The organism is Streptomyces sp. NPDC051555 (assembly GCF_044454405.1).
Classification (GTDB): domain Bacteria; phylum Actinomycetota; class Actinomycetes; order Streptomycetales; family Streptomycetaceae; genus Streptomyces.
Genome location: NZ_JBITDP010000001.1, coordinates 121,763 through 147,511 on the forward strand (window position 1 = coordinate 121,763; position 25,749 = coordinate 147,511).

The 25,749-nt window shown below is 70.6% G+C and carries 23 protein-coding genes; 9 read left to right on the forward strand and 14 right to left on the reverse strand.

Features of this window, described 5'->3' with window-relative positions; translation table 11 throughout:
- The first annotated feature begins 29 nt into the window (after positions 1 to 29).
- Both ACIBEA_RS00575 and ACIBEA_RS00580 read left to right on the forward strand, forming a co-directional pair.
- The gene (locus tag ACIBEA_RS00575) at positions 30 to 812 is read left to right on the forward strand and encodes an aquaporin (protein WP_399256375.1); all 783 of its coding nucleotides are present in this window, start codon (positions 30 to 32) and stop codon (positions 810 to 812) included.
- Positions 809 to 1,864: an ArsO family NAD(P)H-dependent flavin-containing monooxygenase gene (locus tag ACIBEA_RS00580; RefSeq protein WP_399256377.1), complete on the forward strand. Its 1,056-nt coding sequence runs from the start codon at positions 809 to 811 to the stop codon at positions 1,862 to 1,864. Before ACIBEA_RS00575 ends, ACIBEA_RS00580 begins: the two co-directional genes overlap by 4 nt.
- Before the next feature lie 55 nt (positions 1,865 to 1,919).
- On the opposite strand, the gene ACIBEA_RS00585 is transcribed toward ACIBEA_RS00580, so the two are convergent.
- From ACIBEA_RS00585 to ACIBEA_RS00600, 4 genes are all read right to left on the reverse strand, one after another.
- Positions 1,920 to 2,537 (reverse strand): TSUP family transporter, encoded by a 618-nt coding sequence (locus ACIBEA_RS00585; protein WP_399256379.1) that lies wholly within the window; start codon positions 2,535 to 2,537, stop codon positions 1,920 to 1,922.
- Positions 2,538 to 2,895: 358 nt separating this feature from the next.
- A complete protein-coding gene (locus ACIBEA_RS00590) occupies positions 2,896 to 3,396 on the reverse strand; it encodes a GNAT family N-acetyltransferase (protein ID WP_399256381.1) in 501 nt (166 codons plus the stop codon).
- Complete coding sequence (locus ACIBEA_RS00595) at positions 3,393 to 3,761, reverse strand: metalloregulator ArsR/SmtB family transcription factor (protein ID WP_362009032.1); 369 nt, start codon at positions 3,759 to 3,761, stop codon at positions 3,393 to 3,395. The genes ACIBEA_RS00590 and ACIBEA_RS00595 overlap by 4 nt, the downstream gene beginning before the upstream one ends.
- Positions 3,762 to 3,802: 41 nt before the next feature.
- On the reverse strand, positions 3,803 to 4,861 hold the full coding sequence (locus ACIBEA_RS00600) for a flavin-containing monooxygenase (protein WP_399256383.1): 1,059 nt from the start codon (positions 4,859 to 4,861) through the stop codon (positions 3,803 to 3,805).
- 106 nt (positions 4,862 to 4,967) lie between these two features.
- Between ACIBEA_RS00600 and ACIBEA_RS00605 the strand changes: the two genes are divergently transcribed.
- Positions 4,968 to 6,332 carry an FAD-dependent oxidoreductase gene (locus ACIBEA_RS00605; protein ID WP_399256385.1) on the forward strand — a complete coding sequence of 455 codons (1,365 nt, stop codon included), beginning with the start codon at positions 4,968 to 4,970 and terminating at the stop codon, positions 6,330 to 6,332.
- Positions 6,333 to 6,337: 5 nt separating this feature from the next.
- A complete protein-coding gene (locus tag ACIBEA_RS00610) occupies positions 6,338 to 7,588 on the forward strand; it encodes an MFS transporter (protein ID WP_399256387.1) in 1,251 nt (416 codons plus the stop codon).
- Between the two features lie 106 nt (positions 7,589 to 7,694).
- On the opposite strand, the gene ACIBEA_RS00615 is transcribed toward ACIBEA_RS00610, so the two are convergent.
- Positions 7,695 to 9,962 carry a hypothetical protein gene (locus ACIBEA_RS00615; RefSeq protein WP_399256389.1) on the reverse strand — a complete coding sequence of 756 codons (2,268 nt, stop codon included), beginning with the start codon at positions 9,960 to 9,962 and terminating at the stop codon, positions 7,695 to 7,697.
- A 191-nt stretch (positions 9,963 to 10,153) separates the two neighbouring features.
- Here ACIBEA_RS00615 and ACIBEA_RS00620 point away from each other — a divergent pair, with 191 nt between their 5' ends.
- Both ACIBEA_RS00620 and ACIBEA_RS00625 read left to right on the forward strand, forming a co-directional pair.
- Entirely contained in the window at positions 10,154 to 10,345 is a 192-nt protein-coding gene (locus ACIBEA_RS00620; protein ID WP_399256391.1) for a hypothetical protein, read from the forward strand.
- Positions 10,346 to 10,561: 216 nt separating this feature from the next.
- Complete coding sequence (locus ACIBEA_RS00625; protein WP_399256392.1) at positions 10,562 to 11,170, forward strand: DUF5753 domain-containing protein; 609 nt, start codon at positions 10,562 to 10,564, stop codon at positions 11,168 to 11,170.
- 21 nt (positions 11,171 to 11,191) lie between these two features.
- On the opposite strand, the gene ACIBEA_RS00630 is transcribed toward ACIBEA_RS00625, so the two are convergent.
- From ACIBEA_RS00630 to ACIBEA_RS00655, 6 genes are all read right to left on the reverse strand, one after another.
- Positions 11,192 to 11,842: a hypothetical protein gene (locus tag ACIBEA_RS00630; RefSeq protein ID WP_399256395.1), complete on the reverse strand. Its 651-nt coding sequence runs from the start codon at positions 11,840 to 11,842 to the stop codon at positions 11,192 to 11,194.
- Between the two features lie 95 nt (positions 11,843 to 11,937).
- On the reverse strand, positions 11,938 to 13,098 hold the full coding sequence (locus ACIBEA_RS00635) for a helix-turn-helix domain-containing protein (RefSeq protein WP_399256397.1): 1,161 nt from the start codon (positions 13,096 to 13,098) through the stop codon (positions 11,938 to 11,940).
- Positions 13,088 to 13,879 (reverse strand): hypothetical protein, encoded by a 792-nt coding sequence (locus ACIBEA_RS00640; RefSeq protein ID WP_399256398.1) that lies wholly within the window; start codon positions 13,877 to 13,879, stop codon positions 13,088 to 13,090. Before ACIBEA_RS00640 ends, ACIBEA_RS00635 begins: the two co-directional genes overlap by 11 nt.
- Positions 13,880 to 14,065: 186 nt before the next feature.
- Complete coding sequence (locus ACIBEA_RS00645) at positions 14,066 to 15,304, reverse strand: hypothetical protein (protein ID WP_399256400.1); 1,239 nt, start codon at positions 15,302 to 15,304, stop codon at positions 14,066 to 14,068.
- A gap of 435 nt (positions 15,305 to 15,739) precedes the next feature.
- Positions 15,740 to 16,015, reverse strand: coding sequence for a hypothetical protein (locus ACIBEA_RS00650; RefSeq protein WP_399256402.1), 276 nt, complete (start codon positions 16,013 to 16,015; stop codon positions 15,740 to 15,742).
- 281 nt (positions 16,016 to 16,296) lie between these two features.
- Positions 16,297 to 18,021, reverse strand: a complete 1,725-nt coding sequence (locus ACIBEA_RS00655; protein WP_399256404.1) for an amidase — start codon at positions 18,019 to 18,021, stop codon at positions 16,297 to 16,299.
- A gap of 95 nt (positions 18,022 to 18,116) precedes the next feature.
- On the opposite strand from ACIBEA_RS00655, the gene ACIBEA_RS00660 reads away from it, so the two are divergent.
- Positions 18,117 to 18,797, forward strand: a complete 681-nt coding sequence (locus tag ACIBEA_RS00660; RefSeq protein WP_399256406.1) for a TetR/AcrR family transcriptional regulator — start codon at positions 18,117 to 18,119, stop codon at positions 18,795 to 18,797.
- Here the strand turns inward: ACIBEA_RS00660 and ACIBEA_RS00665 are convergent.
- Entirely contained in the window at positions 18,794 to 19,102 is a 309-nt protein-coding gene (locus tag ACIBEA_RS00665) for a hypothetical protein (protein ID WP_399256408.1), read from the reverse strand. The genes ACIBEA_RS00660 and ACIBEA_RS00665 overlap by 4 nt on opposite strands.
- A gap of 369 nt (positions 19,103 to 19,471) precedes the next feature.
- Between ACIBEA_RS00665 and ACIBEA_RS00670 the strand changes: the two genes are divergently transcribed.
- The gene (locus ACIBEA_RS00670; RefSeq protein ID WP_399256410.1) at positions 19,472 to 22,084 is read left to right on the forward strand and encodes a discoidin domain-containing protein; all 2,613 of its coding nucleotides are present in this window, start codon (positions 19,472 to 19,474) and stop codon (positions 22,082 to 22,084) included.
- 54 nt (positions 22,085 to 22,138) lie between these two features.
- On the opposite strand, the gene ACIBEA_RS00675 is transcribed toward ACIBEA_RS00670, so the two are convergent.
- Positions 22,139 to 22,555 carry a molybdopterin-binding protein gene (locus tag ACIBEA_RS00675; protein ID WP_399256412.1) on the reverse strand — a complete coding sequence of 139 codons (417 nt, stop codon included), beginning with the start codon at positions 22,553 to 22,555 and terminating at the stop codon, positions 22,139 to 22,141.
- Between the two features lie 177 nt (positions 22,556 to 22,732).
- Positions 22,733 to 23,932, reverse strand: a complete 1,200-nt coding sequence (locus ACIBEA_RS00680) for a copper resistance D family protein (protein WP_399256414.1) — start codon at positions 23,930 to 23,932, stop codon at positions 22,733 to 22,735.
- Positions 23,933 to 24,196: 264 nt separating this feature from the next.
- On the opposite strand from ACIBEA_RS00680, the gene ACIBEA_RS00685 reads away from it, so the two are divergent.
- Positions 24,197 to 25,720 (forward strand): MFS transporter, encoded by a 1,524-nt coding sequence (locus tag ACIBEA_RS00685; RefSeq protein ID WP_399256416.1) that lies wholly within the window; start codon positions 24,197 to 24,199, stop codon positions 25,718 to 25,720.
- Positions 25,721 to 25,749 lie beyond the last annotated feature (29 nt).

Below are 25,749 nucleotides of genomic sequence, written 5' to 3' on the forward strand. Positions count from 1 at the left end.
CTGCCTCACCTGCCCGAGGAGAACCCCCCTTGACCGCCACCGAGCCCGCCGCGAGCGACGCCATAGCCGCCGACGCGTCGCCGCAGCCCGCCCCCGGCGCTACACCGCCCCGCGCCCCTTTGATCGCCCGCGCCGCCGCCGAGCTGGTCGGCACCGCCGCGCTGGTCGCGATCGTGGTCGGCTCCGGGATCCAGGCCACCGAGCTGACCGACGACGTCGCGCTGCAGCTGCTGGCCAACTCCACCGCCACCGTCTTCGGCCTCGGTGTCCTCATCGCCCTGCTCGGACCGGTCTCCGGCGCGCACTTCAACCCGGCCGTCACGCTGGCCGAGTGGTGGACTGCCCGCCGCGGCGGCGACGGCGTGAACGCCCGCGAGCTGGCCGTGTACGTGCCCTCGCAGATCGCCGGCGCCATCGCCGGAGCGATCCTGGCCGACGCCATGTTCGGCGAGCCGCTGGTGAAGTGGTCCACGCACGACCGCTCCGCCGGGAACCTGCTGCTCGGCGAGGTCGTCGCCACCGCAGGGCTGATCCTGCTGATCTTCGGCATGGCCAAGACCGACCGGCTCCGGTTCGCGCCCCTCGCGGTGGCCTCGTACATCGGCGCCGCGTACTGGTTCACCTCCTCCACCTCCTTCGCCAACCCGGCCGTGACCATCGGGCGCGCCTTCACCGACACCTTCGCGGGCATCGCCCCGTCCTCGGTGCCGGGCTTCATCGGCATGCAGCTGCTGGGAGCGGTCGTCGGCCTGGCGCTGGTCGCGGTCATCTTCCTCCGCGACAAGACCGACACCGGGACGCCTGCGGCATGAGCCGACATACGGATGTGGTGGTGATCGGCGGCGGCCAGTCCGGGCTCGCCGCCGGCTACCACCTGCGCCGTCTGGGCATCGAGCACCTCGTCCTCGACGCCCAGACGGCACCCGGCGGGGCCTGGCAGCACACCTGGGACTCGCTGCGCCTGTTCTCCCCGGCCACGTACTCCTCGCTGCCCGGCCGGCTGATGCCCGTGCAGCAGGGACGCCTCTACCCCGACGCCGGCCACGTGGTGGCCTACCTCGCCGACTACGAAAAGCGGTACGAGCTCCCGGTCGAACGCGGCGTGTGGGTGGACGCCATCCACCGCGACGGCCCGTTCCTGCGCGTCGAGACCGACTGCGGCGACTGGCAGGCCCGCGCCGTCATCAGCGCCACCGGGACCTGGACCCGCCCGTTCCTGCCGGCCGTCCCGGGGCGCCGCGAGTTCACTGGACGCCAACTGCACACGGTCCAGTACCGCCACCCCGCCGAGTTCGCAGGACAGCGCGTGATCGTGGTGGGCGGCGGGAACTCAGGCGCGCAGATCGCCGCCGACCTCGCCGGTACGGCCGACCTCACCTGGGTGACCCGGCGCACGCCGCGCTACCTCGCCGACGACATCGACGGTCGCGCCCTGTTCGATCACGCCACCGCCCGCGGCCGCGCGCTCGACGAAGGCCGCACCGACACCGGGGGCGTCGCCTCGCTCGGAGATATCGTCGCCGTACCCCCGGTCCGCGCGGCTCGCGACGCCGGCCTCCTGACGGCCAGGCCGATGTTCAGCCGGCTCACCACCACGGGGGTGGAGTGGGCTGACGGCGCCGCCGCCGAGGCGGACGCCGTCATCTGGTGCACGGGCTTCCGCCCGGCCCTGGCCCCGTTCGCCGGCCTGCGCCTGCGCGGCACTCGCGGCCACATCGCCACCGGCGGCACCCGGTCTCTCGACGAGCCGCGCTTGCACCTGCTCGGCTACGGAGACTGGACCGGCCCTGCCTCGGCCACCCTCATCGGCGTCAGCCGCCCGGCCCGCGACGCCGCGCGGCAGATCCGCGACCTGCTCACCTGACGCCCACCCCCACCCCGACCCCGCCCGGCACGAAGCACTGAGGCGTCCTGTGTGATCAGTCGTGGCGGGCCAGCTTGTACGCGGACACGAGAAGGATTAGGGCCAGCGCGGGGATCAGCACCACGTTCGGGAACACACCGAGCAGCAGCCCGCCCAAGACTGCGCCCGCGATCGAGCCCGCGGCCATGGTCGCGGTGAACCGGAGGTTGGAGCCCAGGACGGCGAAGCTGCCGTCACGGCTGTAGCGGGCGAAAGCGACGAGCATGGTCGGCAGGGACACCAGCAGGGAGAGGCTGCCGGCCGTTTTGATGTGCTGCCCGAAGAGCAGCACGATCGTCGGGATCAGCAGCTCGCCGCCGGCGACGCCCATGATGGCCGCGACGACGCCGATGCCCAAGCCGGCCGCGATCCCCGCGGGGATCTGTGCCGCCAGCGGCAGGTCGAGCGTACCGAGTGTGGTGGTGTGCGTGAGGACCAGGGCGGCTGCCATGAGCACCATGAGGGCGGCCAGGACTTTGTAAAGGGTCGCGGAGCGCATCCGGACGGCCCAGGAGGCTCCGGCCCACGCGCCGAGCAGGCTGCCGGCCAGGAGGTTGGCCGCGACGGGCCAGCGGGCGGCCACTTCGGCGGCCGGGACCGCGGCCAGCCGGGCGGGCAGCGCGGCCAGGACCACGACCAGGCTCTCGCCTTGTTCAGGATGACCGCCGAGAGCGCCGCGAACCCGAACAGGCCGATCAGCAGGGGCAGACGGAACTCCGCGCCGCCCAGCCCGATCATCCCGCCCAACACCCCGATCGCCGCTCCCGCGGCGAACACCACGGGTGAGGTGTGCGTCGGGCGGAGACGGTCGAGGTCCGTTTCGGTGCGCATCACGGCATCCTCGCCGGTTGACGGCCCACCTGCTACGGCCTGTCCTTAGCTTCGAGGAATCCCACCATGCGTCTTCCGGCGGTTGGTGGGGACCGCCGAACCCAGGACTGCCCTGCGTGGACGGCTCTTGCCCGATCAGCTTGCGCCGGCGTGAACCCGCGCTATGCCAGGACGGTGCTGCGGCGCTCCAGCAAGACCACGTCCCGCCAGACGCCGTGATGGCGTCCGATGCGTTCGCGGGTTCCGATGATCCGGAAGCCGGCGCGGGCGTGGAGGGCGAGGCTGGCGGTGTTCTCGGGGAAGATCCCGGACTGGATCGTCCAGATGCCCGCCTTCTCGGTAGCGGAGACCAGCGTGTCCAGCAGGGCATGGGCCACGCCCCGGCCGCGGGCATCGGGGTGGACGTAGACGGAGTGCTCGACCACCCCCATGTACGCGCAGCGGTCCGAGACCGCGCTCGCCGCCACCCAGCCCAGCACCGCCTCGTCCGTGTCCAGGGCGACGTAGCGGTGCTCGGCCAGTTTCGCGGCGTCGAACGACGCCCAGTCGGGGGCGGCGGTCTCGAAGGTGGCGTCGCCCTCGTCGATCCCGGCCTGGTAGATCGCCAGGACCTGCTCGGCGTGCTCGGGCAGCATCGGCACGATCCGAACCACCATGGTCATGCCGCCTTCGCGGCGCCGGCCAGCAACGCGCCCATCGCGGCGAGCACGGAGGGCTCGACCCGGTAGTACACCCATGTGCCACGCCGCTCGGAGGACAGCAGTCCGGCCTCCTTCAGCTTTTTCAGGTGGTGGGAGACCGTCGGCTGGGAGACGCCGACATCCGAGATGTCGCACACGCACGCCTCGCCACCCTCGTGGGAGGCGACGGCGGAGAACAGGCGCAGGCGCACCGGATCGCCGAGGGCCTTGAACATCTTCGCCGCGACCTCGGCCTCGTCCGCAGACATCGGGCGCTCGTTCAGCGGCGGGCAGCAGGCTGCGACGGCCTCGGGCTCCAGCAGCGGCAACACCTTCGCATTCGACATACGTCTATGTTGACATACGTCGAACCAATGGGGGAAGGGCCTCAGGATCGGGCGAGGCGGCCGGCCAGACGGCGGGCCGCGCGTTCGGCGTCCCGCCCGCATCCGCGCAGGGAGTTCGAGGACAGGCTGCGCTGCCACTCCAGACCCACAAACGCCAGCCCCGGATGTGCGAGAGCGGCGCCGTCGCGGTGTCGGGGTCGGCCGGAGGTGTCGAGGGCCTCGCCCACGTGGGTGAGGTAGGGGAGGTGGGGGCGGTAGCCGGTGGCGAGGATGATCGAGTCCACGGCTTCCGTGCTCCCGTCCGCCCATGTGACCTTGCCGCCGTCCAGACCGGTGAACAGCGGGCGGCGGTCCGGAAGGCCGGCAGTGAGCGCGGCCCGGTAGCGGCCGTCGTCCAGCACCGGCTGCGCGGGCGGGGTGCGCAGCAGCCTGCTGAGCGGGGCGGTGTCGAGGCTGGTGCGGGTGAGCCAGAAATGCAGGTCGCGCCCCAGTAGCCGCTGGCGGGCGAACTTCACCGGCGCCCGCGTCGCCAGCGTCGTACGACTCAGCCGGGAGAGTTCGGCGGCGACCTGGACTGCGGAGTTGCCTGCGCCGATCACGACGACCCGCTGCCCAGTGAACTCGGCGGGGTCGCGGTAGTCGGCGACGTGCAGCACCTGCCTGGTGAAAGCCTCCAGCCCGGGTAGCGCGGGTCGGTACGGGCGGCCGAAGCTCCCGGACGCGGCGACCACCACGCCTGCGCTGATGCTCGCTCCGTCCTCCAGGTCGACGCGGAAGCCTCCGGAATCGGACTCGACGCGAACGGCCCGGCTGCGGATGCGGATGTCGGCGTCCAAGCGTGCGGCGTAGCGGTCGAGATAGTCGACCACCTCGTCCCGGTGCGGGTACCGCTCCGGATCTCCGCCGAACGCCAGGCCCGGCAGCGAGCTGAACCGAGCCGGGGGGAAGAGGGTCAGGCTGTCGTAATACCGCGGCCACGATCCCGCCGCCCGGTCCGATGCCTCCAGCACCACCGGCGCCACACCCTGCCTGACCAGCGCGTGCGCGGCGGCAAGGCCGGACTGTCCGCCCCCGATGACGACGGCTTCCACGTGCTCCACTGCACCCCTGTGGATTCGATGAATGTCTATGTTGACGCACATCGAAACAGGTGCCATGCTGATCACGCAAGCCATCGACAGACATCGAAGCAATGAGGAGCCGACCATGACCGCGCCTGCCACCACCGACCTGCCCGTCGTCGTGATCGGGGCCGGTCCCGCCGGCCTGGCCGCCGCCGCCCATCTCGAAGACCGCGGCCTGGACTTCCTCGTCCTCGAAGCCGGCCCCCGCGCCGGTACCGCCACCCGCGACTGGGCCCACGTACGCCTGTTCTCGCGGTGGGGCGAGGTCATCGACCCGGCCGCGGAGAAGCTCCTGGCTCCCACCGGCTGGGTCAAGCCGGATCCGACGGCCTACCCGACCGGAGGGGACTGGACAGAAAGCTATCTCCAGCCGCTCGCCGACGTCCTGGGCGACCGCGTCCGCTTCAGCGCCCGCGTCACCGGTGTCTCCCGCACCGGACGCGACCGCATCGTAGACGCCGACCGCGACGCCCAGCCCTTCGTTGTCCACGTCGAGCACGCCGACGGCCGCGAGGAGCGCGTCTTCGCCCGCGCCGTGATCGACGCCTCCGGCACCTGGTCCACCCCCAGCCCGGCAGGCGCCAGCGGCCTGGCCGCTCTGGGCGAGAAGGCGGCAGCCGACCGGATCACCTACCGCGTCCCCGACCTCAAGGACTCGGCCGTCCGCGCCCGTTACGCGGGCAAGCGCACCGCCGTCATCGGCTCCGGCGCCTCCGCCTTCACCGCACTCGCCTACCTCGCCGACCTCGCCAAGCCCGACGACGGCACCGGCACTAAGGCGCTCTGGGTCCTGCGGCGGGGCATCTCCGGCTCGACCTTCGGCGGCGGCGAAGCCGACCAGCTCCCCGCCCGCGGCGCCCTCGGCCTTGCCGCCAAGGCCGCCGTCGACGCCGGATACGCGGACGCGGTCACAGGCTTCCGCACCGACGCCGTCGAGCGCGACGCCGACGGGCGCCTTGTCCTGGTCGGCGAAGACGGCCGCCGCCTAGACCCCGTGGACGAGGTCATCGTCCTGACCGGCTTCCGCCCCGACCTCACCTTCCTCGACGAACTGCGCCTCGGCCTCGACGAGCGCCTGCAGGCCCCAGTCGAGCTGGCGCCGCTGATCGACCCCAACCAGCACTCCTGCGGCACCGTCTACCCCCACGGCGTGAACGAGCTCTCCCACCCGGAGAAGGACGTCTACCTCGTCGGCATGAAGTCCTACGGCCGCGCCCCGACCTTCCTCGCCATGACCGGCTACGAGCAGGTCCGCTCCATCGCCGCCCACCTCGCCGGCGACCAGGAAGCCGCCGAGCGCGTCGAGCTGACCCTGCCCGAGACCGGCGTCTGCGGCGGCGCCGGCCTCTTCGACCAGCCCGAGACCACCGAACCGGCCGGCGGCGGCTGCTGCGCGGCTCCCGCCACCCTCACCATCGGCGCGCCCGTCGCTTCCGGCGGCTGCTGACCCGCATGACCAACACCAAGGCCAACGTGGCCGCGACCGGGACGGGGGTCCGGTCGCGGCCACGCGCCGTCCTGCCCGCCCTGTGCGCCACGCAGATCACCAGCTGGGGCGTCCTCTACTACGCCTTCCCCGTCCTCAACCCCGCCATCACCGCCGACACCGGCTGGCCCGCGGGAACGACCACCGCCGCCTTCTCCGCAGCCCTCATCGTCTCGGCCGTCGTCGGAATCTACGTCGGCCGCGTCCTGGACCGGCGCGGCCCCCACGCCGTCATGACGGCCGGGTCCGTCCTCGGCCCCCTCAGTCTCCTCGTCGTGGCCGCCGCCCCCAACATCGCCGTCTTCACCGCCGGATGGCTGCTCGCAGGGGTGTCGATGGCCGCCACCTTCTACCAGCCCGCCTTCGCCGCCCTCACCCGCTGGTGGGCCCCCGACCACGTCCGCGCCCTCACCATCGTCACCCTCGCCGGCGGGCTCGCCTCCACCGTCTTCGCACCCCTGACCGCGGCCCTCGCCAACCACATGTCCTGGCGCGCCACCTACGCCGTACTCGCCGGCATCCTCGCTGCCATAACGGTTCCGGCCCACGCTCTCGCCCTCAAGGCCCGCTGGCCCGCAGCCCCTCCGAGCCCGCCGAACACCACCGGCGGCCACGAACGCGTCGTGCGCAGTCGGCCGTTCCGGATGCTGGCTGTCACCTTCACCCTGTCCGCGTTCGCGATGTACGCCGTCGTCATCGGCCTGGTCCCCCTTCTCCTCGAACGCGGCTACACCACCACCCAGGCGGCGTGGGCCCTCGGCCTCGGCGGCGCGGGGCAGACCCTGGGCCGCACCCTGTACGCGACCCTCGCCCGCCACCTGGGCGTTACCGCCCGCACGGTCAGCCTGATCGCACTGGGCGCCCTCACCACCGCAGCCCTCGCGACCGTGGCCGGCCCGTACGCCGTACTCGTCGCCGTGTCCATATCCGCCGGGGTCATCCGAGGCAACCTCACCCTCCTCCAGGCAACCGCCGTCACCGACCGCTGGGGAACCACCCACTACGGCCGCCTCTCCGGACTCCTCGGAGCGCCGGCCCACGCCGCAGCGGCCCTCGCCCCCTTCGCCGGCGCAGTCCTGGCCGGGCCCCTCGGCGGCTACCCCGCCCTGTTCGTGCTGCTTGCCGGATTGTCGATCGCTGCCGCCGCCACAGCCCTCGGTGCCCGCACACAACAGGTCGCAGGAACGCCCTGGGAGCGAGGTCGCCCGTACGAATAGTCGACGCAGCACTTGGCCATGTGGACGCCCTTTGGAGGTACCCGCCTGATAGCGACCTCACGAGTGCATGCCGAATAGGCCTTGGGGTGGTACCGAAGTCTCGGCGCTACCACCCCATGGCGTCAGGTGGGCCTTGGGCAAAGGCGAGGCGAGCCAAGGCGCTGCGGGCACTCGGGTACCCGGACTTGGCTGCTCGCTGGTACCACTCGGTTGCTTCGTCGATGCGTCCGTCCTCCTCCAGGACCTCTGCCGCGAGCAGTTCGGCGCCCAGGAAGCCGTTGTTCGCCAGATGAGTGAGCCAATCCGCGGCTTCCTCAGACCGGCCAGCCTGCTGCATGAGCTCCACTGCACGCCCCAGAGCACCAGGACGACCCTTGTCGGCCAGGTCGCAGAGCCATCGAATGATGTCGGTCTCGTGCTCGGCTCGCTTCAGCAGTGCGATGGCGGTATCGAGTACGTCCAGGTCTGTCTGTTCGGCAAGTTGCTTAATCCAGGCCGCGGCTCCAGCGACCTGGTCCTGGCCGAGCATGAGATCAACGGCGACATGAACCGAAGAGAGATGGCCGAGGGCGGCTGCCTTCCTGTACTCGTCCACCGCCTCGTCCGTGCGACCGAGCTTCTGGAGCAGTGCAGCAGCCTTTCGGCGGGCGACGGCGAAGGCCGCGCCGCCAGCGGCCCGCTGGTACAAGGCCAGTGCTTGAGTATGGCCACCCGACTTGCTCAGCTCTTCCGCGGCTTCCCACGCCGCCGCGTAGTCTCCTGCCTCGGCGGCCTTCAAGACGAACCGGAGGTGGTCCACGGACTTATGCCGCTGCGCGCGTGCCGAGCGGCCAAAGGCGAACAGGTCCTCATCGTGGGCGTGCACGAACGCGGCCTCCCACAGATCACTGGGCACGGCCTTGTTGACTCGGCGGTCACGACCGTGCTGTTCCAAGTAATCGGCCAGCCGATACTGCGGAGTTTCGAACGCTTCCTGCCCGGGGCGGGGTTTGATTCGGGTCAGCGCGCCGCGAGCTCCATGGCAAGGCTGGGCCGTGTACGCCAGCGCTTCTTCGAACCAGTCATCGCTGCTTTGGTCCCACTCTTGATCCGTTAGGTAGCCCGGCGCGGCGGCTGCAAGGAGGAGACGGGGAATGGCGAGGCCATTACCGAGCCGGCGGGCGTCCATGGCTGCGTCCAGCACGGCACGTGCACCGGGAGGGGCGTTGCGATACCGCTCCAGCAATGCTGGAGCTCCTGCCAGGTACTGCGTGACCTGGCCGTCTGCAGCACGCTGGGCCGCGTAGAGCAACCTGGGGTCGCGCACCTCACCACGACGGATGGCAGCCAGATCCGCAGCTGAGAAGGAGGAGGGCACGGAGATGTTGGTACCCGCCAGCAGCTTCCTGGCCTGCTCGTGCACGTCAGGGGCGCCAGCCTTCGGCAGCACGGTGAGCGTGGCCCAGTACTCCAGCCAGACGGTGCCCAGTACCAAGACCGGGCGACGGGTTTGATCCTGGAGCAGTGCCCGAAGGCCTGCCACCACCCGCTCACCCAGGGAACCAGTTGAGGGGAGCAGATAGTGCTGCGCCTCGTTCAGCCAGACCACCGTACGGGGGCCGACATTCTGGATGTCGGCCAGTGCAGCCTCCGGCCGAGTGGGATCGAACGGGTGCCACAGCCTCCAGCCGTCGGCCAACGACTGTACTGCTTGCCAGCACGCCCGGGTCTTGCCGCACGATGAGCCACCGACCAGCATCGCCATGCCGCTCTGCCCGGCTTCCGCTCGACGAACGACGTCACGCAGAAGCCGGTCGTGGGCCCGCACGACGTACGGCGTGAGGGCTGACAGCGTGGCTGGATCCGTCGGCCTCGAGGTGGTCATACCCATGTCGTGATGCACGGTCCAGCCCTCGGGGAACTGGTGACCGGGGGTGGCGTCGACACTGCGGTGGACTTCCAGGTCGAACGGGTCCAGCTGGGAGATGGGGCGTCCCACTGCCGCGGCTGACCGGTGATTGTTAAGTACGGCTTCTGCTTGCGCCTGTTGTGCGCCGGTCCGCACAGAGTCGGCGCGCTGCCGGGCTACTGCCGCGTGCTGATCACGCCACCACAGGGAATCGAACAGATGAGTTTCGCAGGGGGCTGGCTCGAATCCCTCAGCCAGAGCAGCGGCATGTAATTGCTCGACGACCTTGACAAGGGTGTCGATTTGCTGCGGGAACCGGCGCCCGTCTAACCATGCCCCGATCGTCGTGGCTACGGGACCGCCAGCCGCCCGGGAAAGAGCTCGGAGGCTGACACGCCGTGCCAGGTGCTCACCGTGGATTGCGCCGAGCCGCTGCAGGGCAGCGAAGAAGGCATCGTCGCTACGTGCACCCACTGCGCTGTCCACCCCTCTCCCCGAAGCCCGGACAACACGGGCTGGACACCTGCGAAGTCTACGTTCACTGAACAGGGTTGATGCGAAGTTCGAGTGCAATCCATCGCTGAATGGCAGCTGGACACCGTCTTGCACAGAGAGCGTTGTGCCCAGGCCGCACTGAGAGGCCGACTCCATCCACGAGATCACCCTGGAGCCGCAGCATGCCTATTGACTGCCTTCCCGCCGCGCTGATCATCCCGGGGGTCATGGGCTTCGTCGTCTTCGTGTTTTTGTATGCCGGCGTTGTCCTACCGACCATCTGGTCCCGCCACCCCGAGCGCCGCAAAGCGGCACACTGCACCCTCGACATGCTGCTGAAGGCTCGCCGCGGTCTCCGCCGCATCGGGCGGTGAGGTGAAGTGGCGAGGGGTACAGGAAGAGGCGCATCCCCCTCGCGGGGCCGCAGGCCTACCTGCCGGGAATGCCCGACCCCGATCATTGGAGGACCGATCCTGCCAGGCTCCGGCTGGATCGGCCCTCCAGCCGGAGACATGAAGATGAGCCACACCTGCGTGGAGTTCAGGCCACGGCGCCTACCTGCACACCGTTCCGCTGTCACGATCGCAGCCGTGACGACTTCTTCGCCGGATGCTGCCCCAGGCTGGGACGACTTGCTTCGTACGGGCACGGGGCCGGTGCAGCAGACCTTCTTGGATCTTGTCAGGGCCACCCGTGAGTACCTGGGGTACAGCCCGGACATGGTCTCGGGCCTCCTGCAGACCTCGGCTTATGCTGCTGCCGTGCTGCGGCTCGTGGTGGACTTTTACGGGACTCCCGACGATATCGAGGCAGGGGTAGCCGCCCGTACGGCCCGCGCACAGTACATCGGCCAGGACGGTCGTACCTTCCACGTCCTGCTGGGCGAACAGGCGCTGCACACCAATCTCGGTCCTGAGGTGATGCGTGGCCAGCTCCGCCGGCTGTTGGACGCGACGGATATGCCGGGACTGTCGCTGGGGATCATCCCGGTCCGCGCGCGGCTCCTGGTCCATCCGGGAGGCGGCTTCTCGATCTTCGACAGCAGCAGGGTCGAGGTTGAGGGATACCGCGGGGCCGAGACCATCACGGACCACGACCGGGTTGCCCTGTTCCGCAAGGCATTCGGGCTCCTGCAAGCCTCCGCTGTCTACGGCCAGGCAGCCCGGGACCTGATCACGTCCGCGCTGACGGTCAGCTGACGGCAGGGCTGACGGGCCAAGTCAGAGTGTCTCGCCGTGCTCGAAGCGCGCGGAGCGAGCAGTGCGGTAGGCGGCGTGCACCTTCTCATCGCAGTTCTCGCTGATGAGACCGCCGCCGTTGACCCAGTTGCCCCATTCGGAGCCGCGGGTTTCCCAGTGGATGCGAGGTCCATCGTTTGCGACGCTCCCTCCTTGGGGCCACAGGTCGAGGCCGGATGAGAAGAAGCTGGCCGATCCGCTGAAGACGTCGCCTTTCCGGAAGGTGAGAAGGGTGTGCGCGGGTTGCGAGTAGCCGGCGTGCTCGCCGGTGGTCTGGTCGATCAGCCGCCCCGTACGGCTGATCGGCCCCAGTATGAGGAGCCTCGCCTCGTATCCGTTCTCGCAACGGGGGACGGACGGGCTCGGCAGGCCGAAGTGAGGTATCGAGGCATACACGAGGAGTTCGACGTCGAGCTGATCCTCGGCCCCTTTGACCTCGACCCAGAGCTTCTCCCCAGGTAGCCAGAAGTCGGGGAGGTACGGCCGGCGCTGACCGTCTGGGCCTACGGCATAGCCCTGGGGTTCATACTCCCACTGGATCCCCATGGTGTCGAAGAAGACGGCCCATCGGGCTTCCAGCCGTGAGCGGAAGCGATGCCCGGCGTAGCTGGTTTCGATGGCTCGGATGGACACTTGTGTCTCCGTTCACGCGGCACGGCGGATTTCTCGGGCGCAAGGGGGGAGTGGTCGCCTGCCCGCCGGGGCGGCTGATCCTCCCGCTACGGGTGTCAGACGATGCGGAGTATCGGCCTGGGGTCGGGTGAGCCAAGCAAGCGGCGCACACGTGCGGGATGCCAGCCCAGCTCGTCGGCCAGCCGGGGGATGGTCAGCCCCTTCTCCCGTTCGGCGAGTTCGTAGGCCTGAGTCAGTAGGGCGGGCTGTTCGCCGGGGAAGGCGTCAACCGGCTCGGCGGCGAAGCCGGGTTGACCGTCGAGTGCACGCAGGCGCTGGTAACCACGGCTGGCAGTGGCGTCGGAGATCATGCCCAGTTCGCGGCAGCGGTAGATGAGCGAATCGACGCTGACCCCCCAGACCCGCCGGATCTCCGTGAGCTGCGCGAGGTCGAGGCGCCGCGGGAGCACTGGCGCGATGCTTCCTGCCGGAGTCAGGAACTCCGCGGCGAATGCGTCAGCCTCGCGCTCCTGTCGGCTGTCGCCCGTGGCGTCGCCATGCAGGACGAGGTGGCCGAGCTCGTGCGCTGCGGTAAAGCGGTGGCGGTACACGTCGTTGGTGCGGTTGGGGGTGAGGATCGCGACCGGACGCGCGGAACGGGAGGAGAAGGCGTCGACCGTGCGGGCTGCCTCGTCGGCGGCCGGCAAGACGACGACGATCCCGTGGGCTTCCATGCGTCTGACCAGATGGGTGACCGGTCCGTCTCCGAGGTTCCACCGCTTGCGCAACTCGCGTGCGGCCGCGGCCGGATCGAGAGGAAGGTCGACTCCAGGATGGACCTCGCCGCCGGCGAAGCCCGGGAGGTCGACGGGCGGGAGCTGTACTCGTTTCTCTAGGGCATAGGTGAGCTCCCACACCTGTTCGGCGAAGGCGAGGGCGCGTTCGCGCTGGGCTTTTGGTGTGCTGCGCAGGGCTCGGAAGTGTGCCATGGAGGAGTCGAGCCGGTTGCTCGGTCGGCCCGCGATGAAGAAGGGCAGCGGCACGTCGAGCGTGTCGGCGAGCCGCGGGAGGAGATCCGGGCGGGGTTTGGCCACCCCCGTTTCGTATTGGCCCACTGCCGCGGGTGTCACGCCGAGGTGCTCTGCCACGTCCTTCTTCGTCATTCCCGCCAGGCGTCTGGCCTGGGTCAGCCGGACAGGGTCGAAGGCGTCGTGGACGGCACGTGGGGTCACACCGTGCTCGGTAGTGCCGGGGAGCAGGGGCTGGTCAGTTTTCATCGTCCTCGTGGGCCAGTGGTTCGATCGGGGCCGGCTCGGCCAGGGGCGGCACGTCCCGCTTCTCGTCAACGTCGGGTCGCGCGAACAGGATCGGAACGGGTTGGTCGCCCGAGTCGAAGCTGACGTGCTCCGGCGCCGTGGCCTGCTGCGGAACAGCGCTGAGCCTACGCCGGGTGGGCGTCGCCGGCAGGGGCAGGGGCTCGGGTTGCACGACCCACTCGAGGCTTCCTTGTTCGTCGACGAGGGAGGCCACGCCCCAGTACGGCTTGAGCAGGCCGTGAGGGTTGCAGGCGTAGGGGATCAGCACCAGACGGGTGCCCTCGGGAAGGGCTGCGAGTTTGGGTCGTACCTCGACGCGGCCGTGGCTGAGCTCCTCGTCTTCGAAGAGCGAGCCCTGACTGGGCTCGGGGGCGAAGGTGAAGAGCTCACGGATGAACGGGCCCACGGACGGCAGCTTCGCCTGGCGGACACTGACGTCCTCCGTCGCGAACCGGAACGGGTAGAGGAGTCCGCGCTTGAAGTGGACCAGGTTGAAGGGGAAGCCGTTCGGCTTGAAGACTGTCGCGCCCTCAATGCCCTCGAACTGACGGGCCACCTGCCGGTACGAGCCGGGCCAGCGAGTCCAGCCGTAGGGGTGGTTGCTCTCGACGTCGCCCTCGTGCTGAGCGGCGCGGGCGTTCTCCTGCATGTCGACAAGTGCCTGACCGAGCCGGTCCCGTACGAGGCCGGTCTGGCTGTCACCGAACAGGTCGACAGCCCACAGGGGATGTGCGTGGTTCACTTTCACCGGTCCTTCCCGATGAGCTACTTCTGAATGAAGCACAGGAACACGTTCGCCACCTTCGTTTGCGCCAACTATTTTGCACAAGTGCCTTCGGGGGCCGCCAGAGCATGCCGCACTGCTCCGGTCGCAAGGACCGGGTCCAGTCACTTCGTTCTCTCGCGAGCGGAGTTGGCGATGAGGGTGTTAAGAGCGGGTGAGCCTCCCGTGGTCCCACTGCTCAAGCAGCGTCTCGACGGGCAGCGCGTTGCCGTCGGGTGTCAGGGGCTGGACTGGCATGTCGGCGGACGCGCAGGTGAGTAGTTGTTCGGCGATGAGGTGGGGGACCAGGAGTGCTGCGGTGCCGGCGTTTCGGTTGAAGGCCACCTGGTAGGTGGCGATGACCGAGGCCTCCCACTCGGTGAGGGTGTCCCGTTCCGGCTCGCTGTAGTGGGTCCGGGGGAGGGCGGGCGCCTTGACTGCCACCAGCTGCCACGGTGCGCTGGCGGAGCTGCTGGTTTCCTCGCGTGCCTGGCGGATCCAGTCGGCGGTGAGCTGGTCGAAGGCGGCGTGGGCTTCGGGCTTGCCCTTACGGCGTCGTTCGAAGGCGTCGCTGACGACGGTGTAGACAGCGAAGTCGTGGTCTTCCAGGCGGCGCCAGGACCAGATGGCTCGGTGACTCCATTCATGCCAGGCCCGCCGGAAGGCCTTCTCGGCCTCCGTTCCCAGCCCGGCGAAGGCGGGATTGGGCGTGAACTGTGGGGCGGGCAGGACGCGTACTGCTGCCGCCTCCAGCAGACGGTCCGGTCGCACGAGGGCGGCGAAAGCGCGACGCTCCTGGTCTAGGACGGCGGACAGGCGGCTCTGCAGGCCATCGGCCCACGGGGCGAGGAAGGGGTACTCGGCTACGGCCTCAATGCTCCGTGTCAGGTAGGAGTGCAGTCGGCGCCAGTGCTCGTGACGCCGGTACCGGACGTTACGGGCTCGGTCGTACCGCTCCCGCTGCTCGTAGCGGTCATCGTCGTCTTCCTCCTCGTCGCTGGGGTCGGTGGCACGGGGCGGGTACTCGCCGGTGGCGAGGGCGTCGGCGGCGTCACGCTCGGCCTCGAAGTCCTCCTCGTCCAAGGGCTTCCGGTCGAGCCATACGCGGAGGGAGTCCACCTCGATGACGGCTGCTCCGAGCGGCAGGATGGGGCTGTTTGTGGGCAGCGGCCACCGGCAGCTCGTACAGAGCCGCTCCACGGCTTCGCCGAACGGAATGTCGAGCTCCTTGACGGAGGCGGCTGACCGCAAGGTCCCGCACTCTGGGCTCCCGTGGAGCTTGCCCTTGCCCGATGCCGAGGCGTGGCAGGTGATGAGGATGTCCCGGGTCGGCCCGAGGGGGACCTCAGGCGTGAACGTGGAACCGAGCGGGACGTGACGAAGCTCACCGTGAGTCGAGGCCATGCGGGCAGGCTATGCGCAGGCACTGACAATCCGCCGGGCAAGCCAGCCCCTCCACTCGACAGTGGAGCAGACTCGTCGGCGGAGGTGGCTGTCCGCCAGCACGGTGACTCTGGGGACCAGTTGGGGACCATGCGATGGAAGCGGTAGTGCACGTAACGCCTCCCTGCGCACCGCTCGCGCCCCATAGAAGTGCGCTATGTCCTGATAATCCGGGTCACCTGCACATCTGGGGGTCAAGGGGTCGCAGGTTCAAATCCTGTCGTCCCGACGAGAGGTTCGCCTCGTAGTCGCAGATGAGGGGCCGTTTCAGAGAAATCTGAAACGGCCCCTCGATCGTTTTCGGGACGGGTGTGGGGACCGGGGCGGTTACGGCGGCGATCGGACGGCTCCGATCCGTGGGGGTGCGCGCTCGCCCGCTGTTACGGTGCGGGCCGATCAGCGACCGTTGTCCGGTTCGCACGTGGCCAGGCCGAGGGTGCAGAGCAGCTGTCGCAAAAGGGCCAAGGCCTCGTCGCCCAGGTCTCGCGGTGCCGACGTGGTCTCCGTGGCGAGGTCGGCGCCGGGCAGGACGGTCGAGTGTGCCGCCGGGGCACTCGGGGCGGTGGCCGCGGACGCGGCCGCTGGGGAGGACAGCGCCAGCAGCACTCCGGCGCCGAGTACCGCCACCTTGTGAGTGCCTCGTCCGGCGAACTGCGGGAACGTTGAGAACACGGGTACCTCCATGAGGCGAGCGTGACTGTGCCCCGGGGGTCGAACCCGGATCGAGAGGGAGTCGCACCCACGGATCCGGACGCCTTCCGGCATCCTCAGCCTCCCCGTCGCAAGGTCTGAGGTGACCTGGAACCCGGTCGGTTCACCCGCTTGCAGACGCATGCCCCCGGGCGCAACGACCCCTCATGGTGGTGGCGCCGCGGGCCGACGGACGGACCTGGCGGTCGGTCCGTCGGCCCGGGGCGGGCGGGGATCGATCGCCAGGTCCGGGCAGGTCACCACTACGGCAGGCGGGGGGTGCGGGGCGGGGGCGTGCGTCGGGTGGCGGTGCTTTCGAAGGCCGCGGCGAGGGTCAGCAGGGCGTTGTCGTCGTAGGCGCGGCCGGCGAAGGTCAGGCCGACGGGCATGCCGGTGTCCGTCATGGTGCCCATGGGCACGGTCACGGTCGGGATGCCGAGGTGGCGGGGGACCAGGTTGCCGTTCGCGACCCAGACGCCGTTGCGCCAGCCGAGGTCGGCGGACGCCGCGTCGACGTCCATGTCCGCGGGGCCCACGTCCGCGACGGCGGGGAAGACCACCGCGTCCAGGCCCAGGCCGTCCATCCACAGTTCCAGGTCGACCCGGCGCGTCTCCTCCAGCCCGCGCAGCCCCTGTTCGAGGAGCGGCATGTCGGTGAGGGAGGCGTACGGGCGCTCGCGCACGAAGCGCGGGTAGTCGCCGACGGTGTCGTCGAAGCCGTCGTAGCGGTCGGGCAGTTCGCCCTCCTGCTTGGGCCAGATGCGGGCGCCGTCGACCTCGGCCAGGGTGGAGAGCGCCGGGTCGCCGTTGGCGCGCAGGAAGTCGTCCCAGGCCCAGGCGGACAGGTCCTCGATCTCGAAGGTGAGGTAGTCGCGGCCGACCAGTCCGCGGGTGAACAGGGAGGGCGCACCGGGGCGGTCGGACTCGTAGTTCGACACGACGGGGAAGTCGACCTCGACCACCTCGGCGCCGGCGGCCTCCAGGTCGCGGCGGGCCGCTTCCCACAGCGCGATGACCGAGGGGCGGGTGTCGATGCGCTGCCCGGTCTGGCCGCCGATGCCGCCGTCCGGGTTCGTTCCGGCCCCGGGGTCGGCGTTGATGTACATGCGGGGCACGCCGACGCGCTTGCCGGCCAGTGCGTCGGACGCGGTCCCGGCGGGGGCGAGGGCCGGGTAGGAGGCGGGGCGCACCTGTGATGGTGCGGGCAGTGCCACCCACGGCTGTGCGCGCCACAGGTCCCCGCGCGCGTTCGGGTCGTCGGCGACGATGACGTCGAGCAGTTCGAGCAGGTCGGCCATGGTGCGGGTGTGCGGGACGACCACGTCCATGGTCGGTACGAGCGGCCAGTTGCCGCGGGTCGAGATCACGCCGCGGCTCGGGGTGTAGGCGCACAGCGCGTTGTTCGAGGCGGGGGCGCGGCCGGAGGACCAGGTCTCCTCGCCGAGGCCGAACGCGCCGAACGAGGCAGCCGTCGCGGTGCCGGAGCCGTTGGAGGAACCGGAGCCGTAGGCGCTGGTGAGCCAGTCGGCGCTGTACGGGCTCTCCGCGCGGCCGTACACGCCGCGCTGCATGCCGCCGTTGGCCATCGGCGGCATGTTGGTCAGGCCGATGAGGACGGCGCCGCCGGCGCGCAGCCGTTCGATGGCGAAGGCGTCGCGCTGGGCGACGAGGTGCTCGAAGGCGGGGGAGCCGGACGCGGCGGTCAGGCCCTTGGCGAGGTAGCTGTCCTTCGCGGTGTACGGGATGCCGTCCAGCGGGCCGAGGGTCTCGCCGCGGGTGCGGCGGGCGTCGGAGGCCTCGGCCTCGGCGCGGGCGTCCGGGTTCATCACGACCATCGCGTTGAGGGCCGTGGTCGTACCGGGGCGGTCGTACGCGTCGATCCGCGCGAGGTAGGCGTCGAGCAGGCCGACCGCGGTGGTCCCACCCTTCTCCAGCGCCGCGCGCAGGTCGGCGATACAGGTCTCCACAACATCGAATCGGCGCGTCATACGACTGTCTCCCGGGGTGGCGGCACTAACTAGATTTTCAGTCTAGAGCAATAATCTAGAATGAGAATCTAACCCCACGGAACGGAGGTGTGCGCATGTCGATGTCGACGTCGACGTCGGAGGGCCGGCCGGCCCGGCCCCCGGTGGACCGGAAGCGTCAGCCCAGCGGGGACGAGGCACGGGGGCGGGCGATGCGGGCCGCCATCAGCGTCATCGCGGAGAAGGGCACCGCGGGCCTGCGGATGTCGGACATCGCGGCGCGGGCCGGCATGAGCACCGGGCACATCCTCTACCACTTCGGCAAGAAGGACCGGTTGCTGCTCGAAGTGCTGGCGTGGAGCCAAGCCGACCTCTGGGACCGCTTCGAGCGGGACAGCGACCAGGCCGCGTCCCCCGCCGAGAAGCTGGCCCTGTTCGTCCGCTCCTACCTGCCCCGCCACCAGGGCGACGAACGCTACGCGCTGTGGACGCAGGTGCTGGCCCAGCGCCACGACGACGCGGGCCGGCGCACCCTCACCGCGCTGCTGGACGGCTGGGACGAGCGGTTGGAAGCCATCGTCCGCGAGGGCCGGGACCTGGGGCACTTCGCCGAAGTCGACCTTCCCGACTTCACCATCCGGGCCGTGGCCATGCTGAGCGGCCTCTCCGAGGACGTGATGTTCGGGCGGTCCCGCTGGCAGGACACCTCCGCGCACGCCTTCGCCCTGTCCGCACTCGAACGGGAACTGCGTCCGACCGGCGGGCGTGACGACGCGCGCGGAGCTGCTGATCGCTAGACGCAGGCCCCGGCTGCGGCTGCGGCCCCGGCTCCTGCTCGGGGCCGGGTGTCGGGCGGGGCGTGGTGGGCGATCCGCATCCTGGTCCCGGCGAATTCCACCGTCTCGCCCGGCAGGATGAGCAGTCCCGGCTCGCCGTCGGAGCCGGATCCGACCGGCCGGACCTGGACCGCCGGGCCCAGGCCGCCGGCCATGAACACCATCGGGTCGACCTCCCAGCCGTGGTCGGCCAGCCAGCGCTCCAGTGCCGCGCTGTCCGCCGCCTCCGCCCCGCGAGGCCATGCGTACGCAGTCGTGCTCTCCATGCCTACCCCCTGTAGCTGATGGGACCACCGGCCCAGATGGTGCCACCTGCCTACGACAGTGCCCCGTGGGTTTCGCCGGTGGCAACTCGCTTGGAATCGGCTCTCCTTGGAGCTTCAAGGTAGAGCGTCGTTTCGTCCTGCGGATCGAAGTGCCGCCTGCCAGTTGCGCCTTGGAAGCTGTGCATGCCGGGTGTGGGCGACACCACTCGAAGGTGGTGCGTCGTGGCGCCGTCGGGCCCGGTGGAGCGGGCGGCTCCGCCTGCGGCGGCGCCGGTTCGCGGCAACTCCCCTTTTGAGGCGGCGAGTTGGCGTGCGCTGACCTATCTTCTAGGGGCCCGCAGCGGTTCACTTTTCGCCCAGGAGTTCCGATTGCATCCCAGACGCACCGGCACCAGCGCCCGCACCCGCACCGGCATCCGCACCCGTACCGGTGCCCGCACCCGCGCCCTGACCCCTTCCCGAGCTCTGCGCCGCTCCCATCTGCTCATCGCCTTCGCCCTCGGCTCGCTGCTCGTCGGCATCACCCCCCTGCTCGGTGTGGCGAGCACCGGGCGCGCCGGCCGGGACCCGGCGCCGCGGCCGGCGCCCGTTCCCTTCGACCAGCAGACGGCGAAACAGTCGCCGCACCACGGCGTGGCCCCGGCGAACGCCATGGAACCCACGGCTCCGCTCCTCGACCGGACCGGATGGACGGCCACGGCGAGCGACGAGGAGACCAGCGGGGAGAACGGTCGCGCGGCCAACGTCCTCGACGGCAACGCGGCCACCCTCTGGCACAGCAAGTGGTCCGGGACGCCGACCCCGCTGCCGCACACCCTCACCATCGACATGCACCGCACGGTGGTGGTCTCGGCGCTCCTCTACCAGCCCCGTACGAACGGACCCAACGGGCGCGTCGGTGAGTACAGCATCAGCGTGAGCGCGGACGGCCAGAACTGGGGCTCTCCGGTCGCCACCGGCACCCTTGCGGACGACGCGAGCGCCAAGACCCTCGGATTCGCCCCGCAGGGCGCCCGGTTCGTCCGGCTCACCGCCGCCACCGAAGCCGGCAACCGCGGCCCGTGGACCTCCGCCGCGGAGCTCAACCTGCTGGGCGACCCCGGAACCCCGGCCGCCACCGTCGACCTGCCCCGGACCGGCTGGACGGCCGCGGCGAGCGACGAGGAGACCAGCGCGACGAACAACCGCGCGGCCAACGTCCTCGACGGTGACGCCGCCACCCTCTGGCACAGCAAGTACTCCGGGACGCCGACCCCGCTGCCGCACACCCTCACCATCGACATGCACCGCACGACGGCCGTCTCCGCCCTGGTCTACCAGCCCCGCAACGACGGCCCCAACGGGCGTGCGGGCGCGTACACCATCAGCACCAGCACCGACGGCGCCACCTTCGGCGCACCGGTCTCCGTAGGCACCTGGCGCGACGACGACACCGTCAAGACCGCGACCTTCACCCGCACCGAGAACGCCCGCTACATACGTCTGCGCGTGACCGGCGAGGCCGGCAAGCGCGGTCCCTGGACCTCCGCCGCCGAGATACGCCTGAGCGGCCCGGCCGACCCGGCCGCGCACGGCTCCTGGGGCCGGATCACCGGCTTCCCCCTGGTGCCGGTGGCCACCGCCGTCCTGCCCGGTGACAAGCTCCTGGCCTGGTCGGCGTACGCGGTCGACCGTTTCGGCGGCAGCAACGGCTACACCCAGACCGCGATCCTGGACCTGAAGACGGGCAAGGTCACCCAGCGCCGCATCGACAACACCGGCCACGACATGTTCTGCCCGGGCATCGTGATGCTCGCCGACGGCCGGGTCCTGGTCACCGGCGGCAGCAACGCGGAGAAGGCGAGCATCTACGACCCGGCCACCGACGCCTGGTCCGCGACCGCCAGCATGAACATCGCCCGCGGCTACCAGGCCATGACCCTGCTCTCCACCGGCGAGGCCTTCGTCCTCGGCGGATCCTGGAGCGGAGCCGCGGGGGACAAGGCCGGCGAGGTCTGGTCCCCGGACACCCGCACCTGGCGCAGGCTCCCCGGCGTCCCCGCCGTCCCGGCGATGACGGCCGACCCGGCCGGCGCCTACCGCGCGGACAACCACATGTGGCTGCACGCCACCTCGGACGGCAAAGTACTCCAGCTGGGACCGAGCAAGCAGATGAACTGGATCACGACCGGCGGGAACGGGAGCATCACCTCCGCCGGCACCCGGGCCGACAGCCAGGACGCCATGACCGGCAACGCCGTCGCGTACGACATCGGCAAGCTGCTCACCCTCGGCGGCTCGCCCGCGTACGAGAAGACGCCCGCCACCCGGCGCGCGTACACGGTCGGCATCGACGGCGACCAGGTCCGGGCCGCGCGCACGGGCGACATGGGGTACGCCCGCGCCTTCGGCAACAGTGTCGTCCTGCCCGACGGCAAGGTCGCCGTCTTCGGCGGCCAGTCGTACCCGGTGCCGTTCAGCGACGCCACGTCCGTGCTGACCCCCGAGCTGTGGGACCCGGCGACCGGGAGCTTCACCCAGCTCGCCACCATGGCGATCCCGCGCAATTACCACAGCGTGGCGAACCTGCTGCCCGACGGACGGATCTTCTCCGGCGGCGGGGGCCTGTGCGGCGACTGCGCCACCAACCACGCCGACGGGGCCGTGTTCACCCCGCCGTACCTGCTGAACGCCGACGGTTCGGCCAAGCCGCGTCCCGTCATCACCGGCGGCGTGCCGCCCCGGGCCGCCGCCGGCGCCCGGCTCACCGTCACCACCGAGGGGTCGGTGGCCTCCTTCGTCCTGATGCGGGCCGCGGCCGCGACCCACTCCACGGACAACGACCAGCGGCGGGTCCCGCTGGTGTCCAGCGCCGCGGGCAGCGGCACCTACACGGTCTCCGTCCCGGCGGACAAGGGAGTGGTCCTGCCCGGCACCTACATGCTCTTCGCCCTGGACTCCCAGGGGGTGCCGAGCACCGCCCGGTTCGTCACCGTCACCTGACGGTACGGGCGCGGCGCCCCGCAGCGAGGGCCGCGGGGCGCCGTCGCCGTTCGATCAGACGGAGAGGGAGATCTCGGTCGACTTGATCAGGGCGACGACGGAGGTGCCGGCGCTCAGGCCGAGGGCCTCGACGGCGTCCTTGGTGATCGCGGCGGTCAGCGCGCCGCCCTCGACGGAGACCTTGACGGAGCCCATGGCGCCACCGGTCGCGATGTCGGTGACGGTGCCCGGGATCTGGTTGCGGATGGAGATGCCCTCGACGGGGCCGGTGGCGAGGGAGACCTCGGTGGACTTCACGAGCGCCGTGACGGCGGCGCCCTCGGCGAGGCCGAGGTCCTTGACGGCGTCGGTGGTGATCGCGGCGGTGATGTCCTGGCCGCCGGCCAGGCGGACCTTCACCGTCGACATGGCCTCGCCGGCCGTGACGGAGGTGATGGTGCCGGGGATCTGATTGCGGATGCTCAGGCTCATGGACGTAACGCCTCGCTCTGACTGGTCGATGGGGGAAGCGACTCCTTGGGCCGCCACAGGGATCACGCTAGCCAGGGGAGCCGCCTTCCGCGTGGAGCCCCTCTCGCGCCGAGGGGAATGTGGACGTGCGTGCCGGCGGCGCGGGGGGTCAGCTGAGGCTGGCCTTTGTCTGCGGGGTCAGGCGGAGGCAGGTGTGGAGGAAGAGGGGGCAGGCGCGGGCGCGGAGGGGGTGCGGCGGGCCAGGGCGTCGGAGGTCCGCACCGTGATGTAGAGGGACGCCACCAGGGTGAGGACGAGCAGCGCGCCCACCGTGAAGATGCTGCCGGTCGAGACGGCGGGCGGGCTGCCCGCCTCGGAGCGGGCGGAGCCGCTGAGGAACGGGACCACGGCCAGGACGGCGACCCCGAGGGCGACCTCGCCCCAGACGACCTTCGGGAAGTGGCGCAGGGTCAGGTGCACGAGCGAGGACGTGTCGTCCGTCGCGCGGGCCTTGGCGATGCGGGGCATCAGCCAGAACTGGTTGAGGCCGCCGGCCGCGACCATGCCGAGCACCAGCAGGATCTTGACCAGGAGGAAGAGTCCGTAGGTCGTCGTCCACAGCTGACTGATGGCGCCGACGTGCTTCCAGCCCATCCACAGGCCGGAGGTGAGGACGGCGCCGACGCAGACGAGGGCGACCAGCGAGAAACGGCGCCAGACGTCCGCCCACATCAGGCCCGCGCCCTCACCGAGTCGGCCGCGGGCGGCGGCGAGGGTCGCGAGGAAGGCCAGGCCGCCGATCCAGACCACGCCGCTGACGATGTGGACCTGGCCGAGGACGAGGTCCAGCACCTTGTCCGAGTCCTTGGGCGCGGTGGCCGGCACGGCCCCCACGAGCGTCACCGCGAGGCTCAGGGGCAGGGCGGTCAGTGCCAGCGCGTTCAGGTGCCGGCGGGCCCGGGGGAGGAACAGTGCCATCAAGGTCGCGGAGGTCAGGACCAGGAGGACGTTCTGCACGGTGTAGATCGCGCCCTGGGCGACCCACGCGCCCTTGGCCGCCGGTGCGCCGAGGAAGTCACCGATCCGCGCCGGCGAGAGGGCGTCGCCGAAGGGCATGCCCTTGCCGGCCCGGGCGAGGCGTGCGGCGAGCTGGAAGTAGCCCGCGACGAGCAGGACGACCCCGGCCCAGGCGAGGTATCCCGCGGTTCTTCGTCCCATGACCTCCGCATCGCCGCCCCGGGTCGAGGGCGCGCGGAGCGCGGGGCGTACGGACGTGGCGTAGGTGACGGTGGCGCCGATCGCTCCCGTCAGGCCGATGAAGTACCCGGCCTTGGTGAGGACGCGCCACAGCGGAGGCGTGGTGTAGCCGGCCGAGGCGGCCAGATGTAGGAGCTGCATAAAGGAAGGCTAACCTAACTTCACAAGAGGGTCCTGGGGCGAATGGGACATGGTTGAAGCTTTACCTGTCTGGCGGAGGGGGAGGCTCTGGGGTGTTTTTCGGGTCTCGCTTGCTTCAAATGAGACGTCTTTGTATCGTTTGGGACGAGAGAGGCTCGATCGGTGTGGGTGGGGGCGGTGCAGGAGCCGTGCCGGCCGACCCGTCGAGGTGCTCCTCCGTACGGCCCCGCACCACCACCCCGCACCACCGTGAACGGAATCCCCATGCGCACCCGCACGCAGGACCCGCGCCGCTGGATCGTGCTCGCGATCCTCTCCGGCAGCCTCCTGCTCATCTCGATGGACACCACGATCCTCAACGTGGCCTTCCCCTCGCTCGTCGGCGACCTCCAGCCGGGCGCCGTCCAGCAGCTGTGGATCATCGACGTCTACGCGCTGGCCCTGTCCGGACTCCTGGTCACCGCGGGCGCCCTCGGCGACCGGTGGGGGCGCAAGCGGCTCCTGATGGTGGGTTTCGCCATCTTCGCCGTCGCCTCGCTCATCGCCGTCTTCTCCACCGAGGCCTGGCACGTCATCGCCGCCCGCGCGCTGCTCGGCGTCGGTGGCGCGGCGATCATGCCGTCCACCCTGTCGATCCTGCGCAGCGTCTTCACCGACGCCAAGGAGCGCGCCTTCGCCCTCGCCGTCTGGGCGGCGGTCTTCGGCGGCGGCATGGCCTTCGGGCCGGTCGTCGGCGGCCTGCTCGTGCAGGACTTCGGTTGGCACTCCGCCTTCCTCCTGAACCTTCCCGTCGCCGTGGTCATCGTCGCGGCCGGACTGCGCTACCTGCCCGAATCGCGCTCGCCCCGGGCCGCCGGACGATGGGACTGGTGGGGCGTCGCGCAGTCGATCGTCGGCATGCTCGCCCTCGCGGGCGGCATCAAGCAGCTGGGCAAGAGCGGTGTCGCGGAGCCGTTGCCCTGGGCGCTGCTCGCCCTCGCCGCCGTATCGCTGACCGTCTTCGTGCGCCGCCAGCTGCGCGTGGACAACCCGCTGCTCCAGGTCCGGCTGTTCGCCAAGCCGGCCTTCAGCGTGGCCGCCACCGCGATCTTCCTGCCGATGGTGGGCATGGGCGCGATCCTGTTCCTCGTCACCCAGTGGTTCCAGTACGGCCAGGGCTACACACCTCTGGAAGCGGGCCTGCGCCTGCTGCCCGCGCCGCTCGCCCTGATCTGCGCCTCGATGCTGGCCCCCGCCCTCATGCAGCGCTTCGCCATCCGGCACGTCCTCGGCACCGGACTGGTGGTGCTGGCCGCGGGCATGGCCCTGCCGTGGGGCTTCCAGCAGTTCTCGGACCTCGGTTACCCCGCCTTCGCCGCGGCCCTGACCGTCATGGGCCTCGGCGCGGGCCTCGCCACCACGGTCGCCTCGGTGACCCTGATGTCGACGGCGCCCGCCGACGAGGTCTCCAGCGCGGCCGCCATCGAGGAGACCTGCTACGAACTCGGCTCGGCCATGGGCGTGGCCATCCTCGGCTCCACGGCCGCCGCGCTCTACCGCGGGAACCTTCCCGCGCTGGACCTGGACGGCTCGACGCTCAGCGCCGTACGGGCCTCCGTGGGCGAGGCCGCGCACGCCGCCGAGCGGCTCGGCGGCAGCGCGGGGCAGGCCCTGCTCGACGCCGCCTCACACGCCTACACCCTGGCCATCACCCCGGCGTTCCTCCTGGCCGGGGGCCTCGCGGTGATCGCGGCGGTCACCACCTGGAAGCTGATCCCGCGGGACCTGCGACCGACCGAGAACCACTAGTCACGGCACTGGCTGGGCAAGGCGACGGA

Bases quoted from the DNA above. Each gene is read 5' to 3' on its own strand.
- ACIBEA_RS00685 (WP_399256416.1), top strand. From the start codon at position 24,197: ATGCGCACCCGCACGCAGGACCCGCGCCGCTGGATCGTGCTCGCGATC.
- ACIBEA_RS00635 (WP_399256397.1), bottom strand. From the start codon at position 13,098: ATGAAAACTGACCAGCCCCTGCTCCCCGGCACTACCGAGCACGGTGTG.
- ACIBEA_RS00645 (WP_399256400.1), bottom strand. From the start codon at position 15,304: ATGGCCTCGACTCACGGTGAGCTTCGTCACGTCCCGCTCGGTTCCACG.
- ACIBEA_RS00680 (WP_399256414.1), bottom strand. From the start codon at position 23,932: ATGCAGCTCCTACATCTGGCCGCCTCGGCCGGCTACACCACGCCTCCG.
- ACIBEA_RS00580 (WP_399256377.1), top strand. From the start codon at position 809: ATGAGCCGACATACGGATGTGGTGGTGATCGGCGGCGGCCAGTCCGGG.
- ACIBEA_RS00665 (WP_399256408.1), bottom strand. From the start codon at position 19,102: ATGGAGAGCACGACTGCGTACGCATGGCCTCGCGGGGCGGAGGCGGCG.
- ACIBEA_RS00620 (WP_399256391.1), top strand. From the start codon at position 10,154: ATGCCTATTGACTGCCTTCCCGCCGCGCTGATCATCCCGGGGGTCATG.
- ACIBEA_RS00660 (WP_399256406.1), top strand. From the start codon at position 18,117: ATGTCGATGTCGACGTCGACGTCGGAGGGCCGGCCGGCCCGGCCCCCG.
- ACIBEA_RS00595 (WP_362009032.1), bottom strand. From the start codon at position 3,761: ATGTCGAATGCGAAGGTGTTGCCGCTGCTGGAGCCCGAGGCCGTCGCA.
- ACIBEA_RS00590 (WP_399256381.1), bottom strand. From the start codon at position 3,396: ATGACCATGGTGGTTCGGATCGTGCCGATGCTGCCCGAGCACGCCGAG.
- ACIBEA_RS00655 (WP_399256404.1), bottom strand. From the start codon at position 18,021: ATGACGCGCCGATTCGATGTTGTGGAGACCTGTATCGCCGACCTGCGC.
- ACIBEA_RS00610 (WP_399256387.1), top strand. From the start codon at position 6,338: ATGACCAACACCAAGGCCAACGTGGCCGCGACCGGGACGGGGGTCCGG.
- ACIBEA_RS00605 (WP_399256385.1), top strand. From the start codon at position 4,968: ATGACCGCGCCTGCCACCACCGACCTGCCCGTCGTCGTGATCGGGGCC.
- ACIBEA_RS00675 (WP_399256412.1), bottom strand. From the start codon at position 22,555: ATGAGCCTGAGCATCCGCAATCAGATCCCCGGCACCATCACCTCCGTC.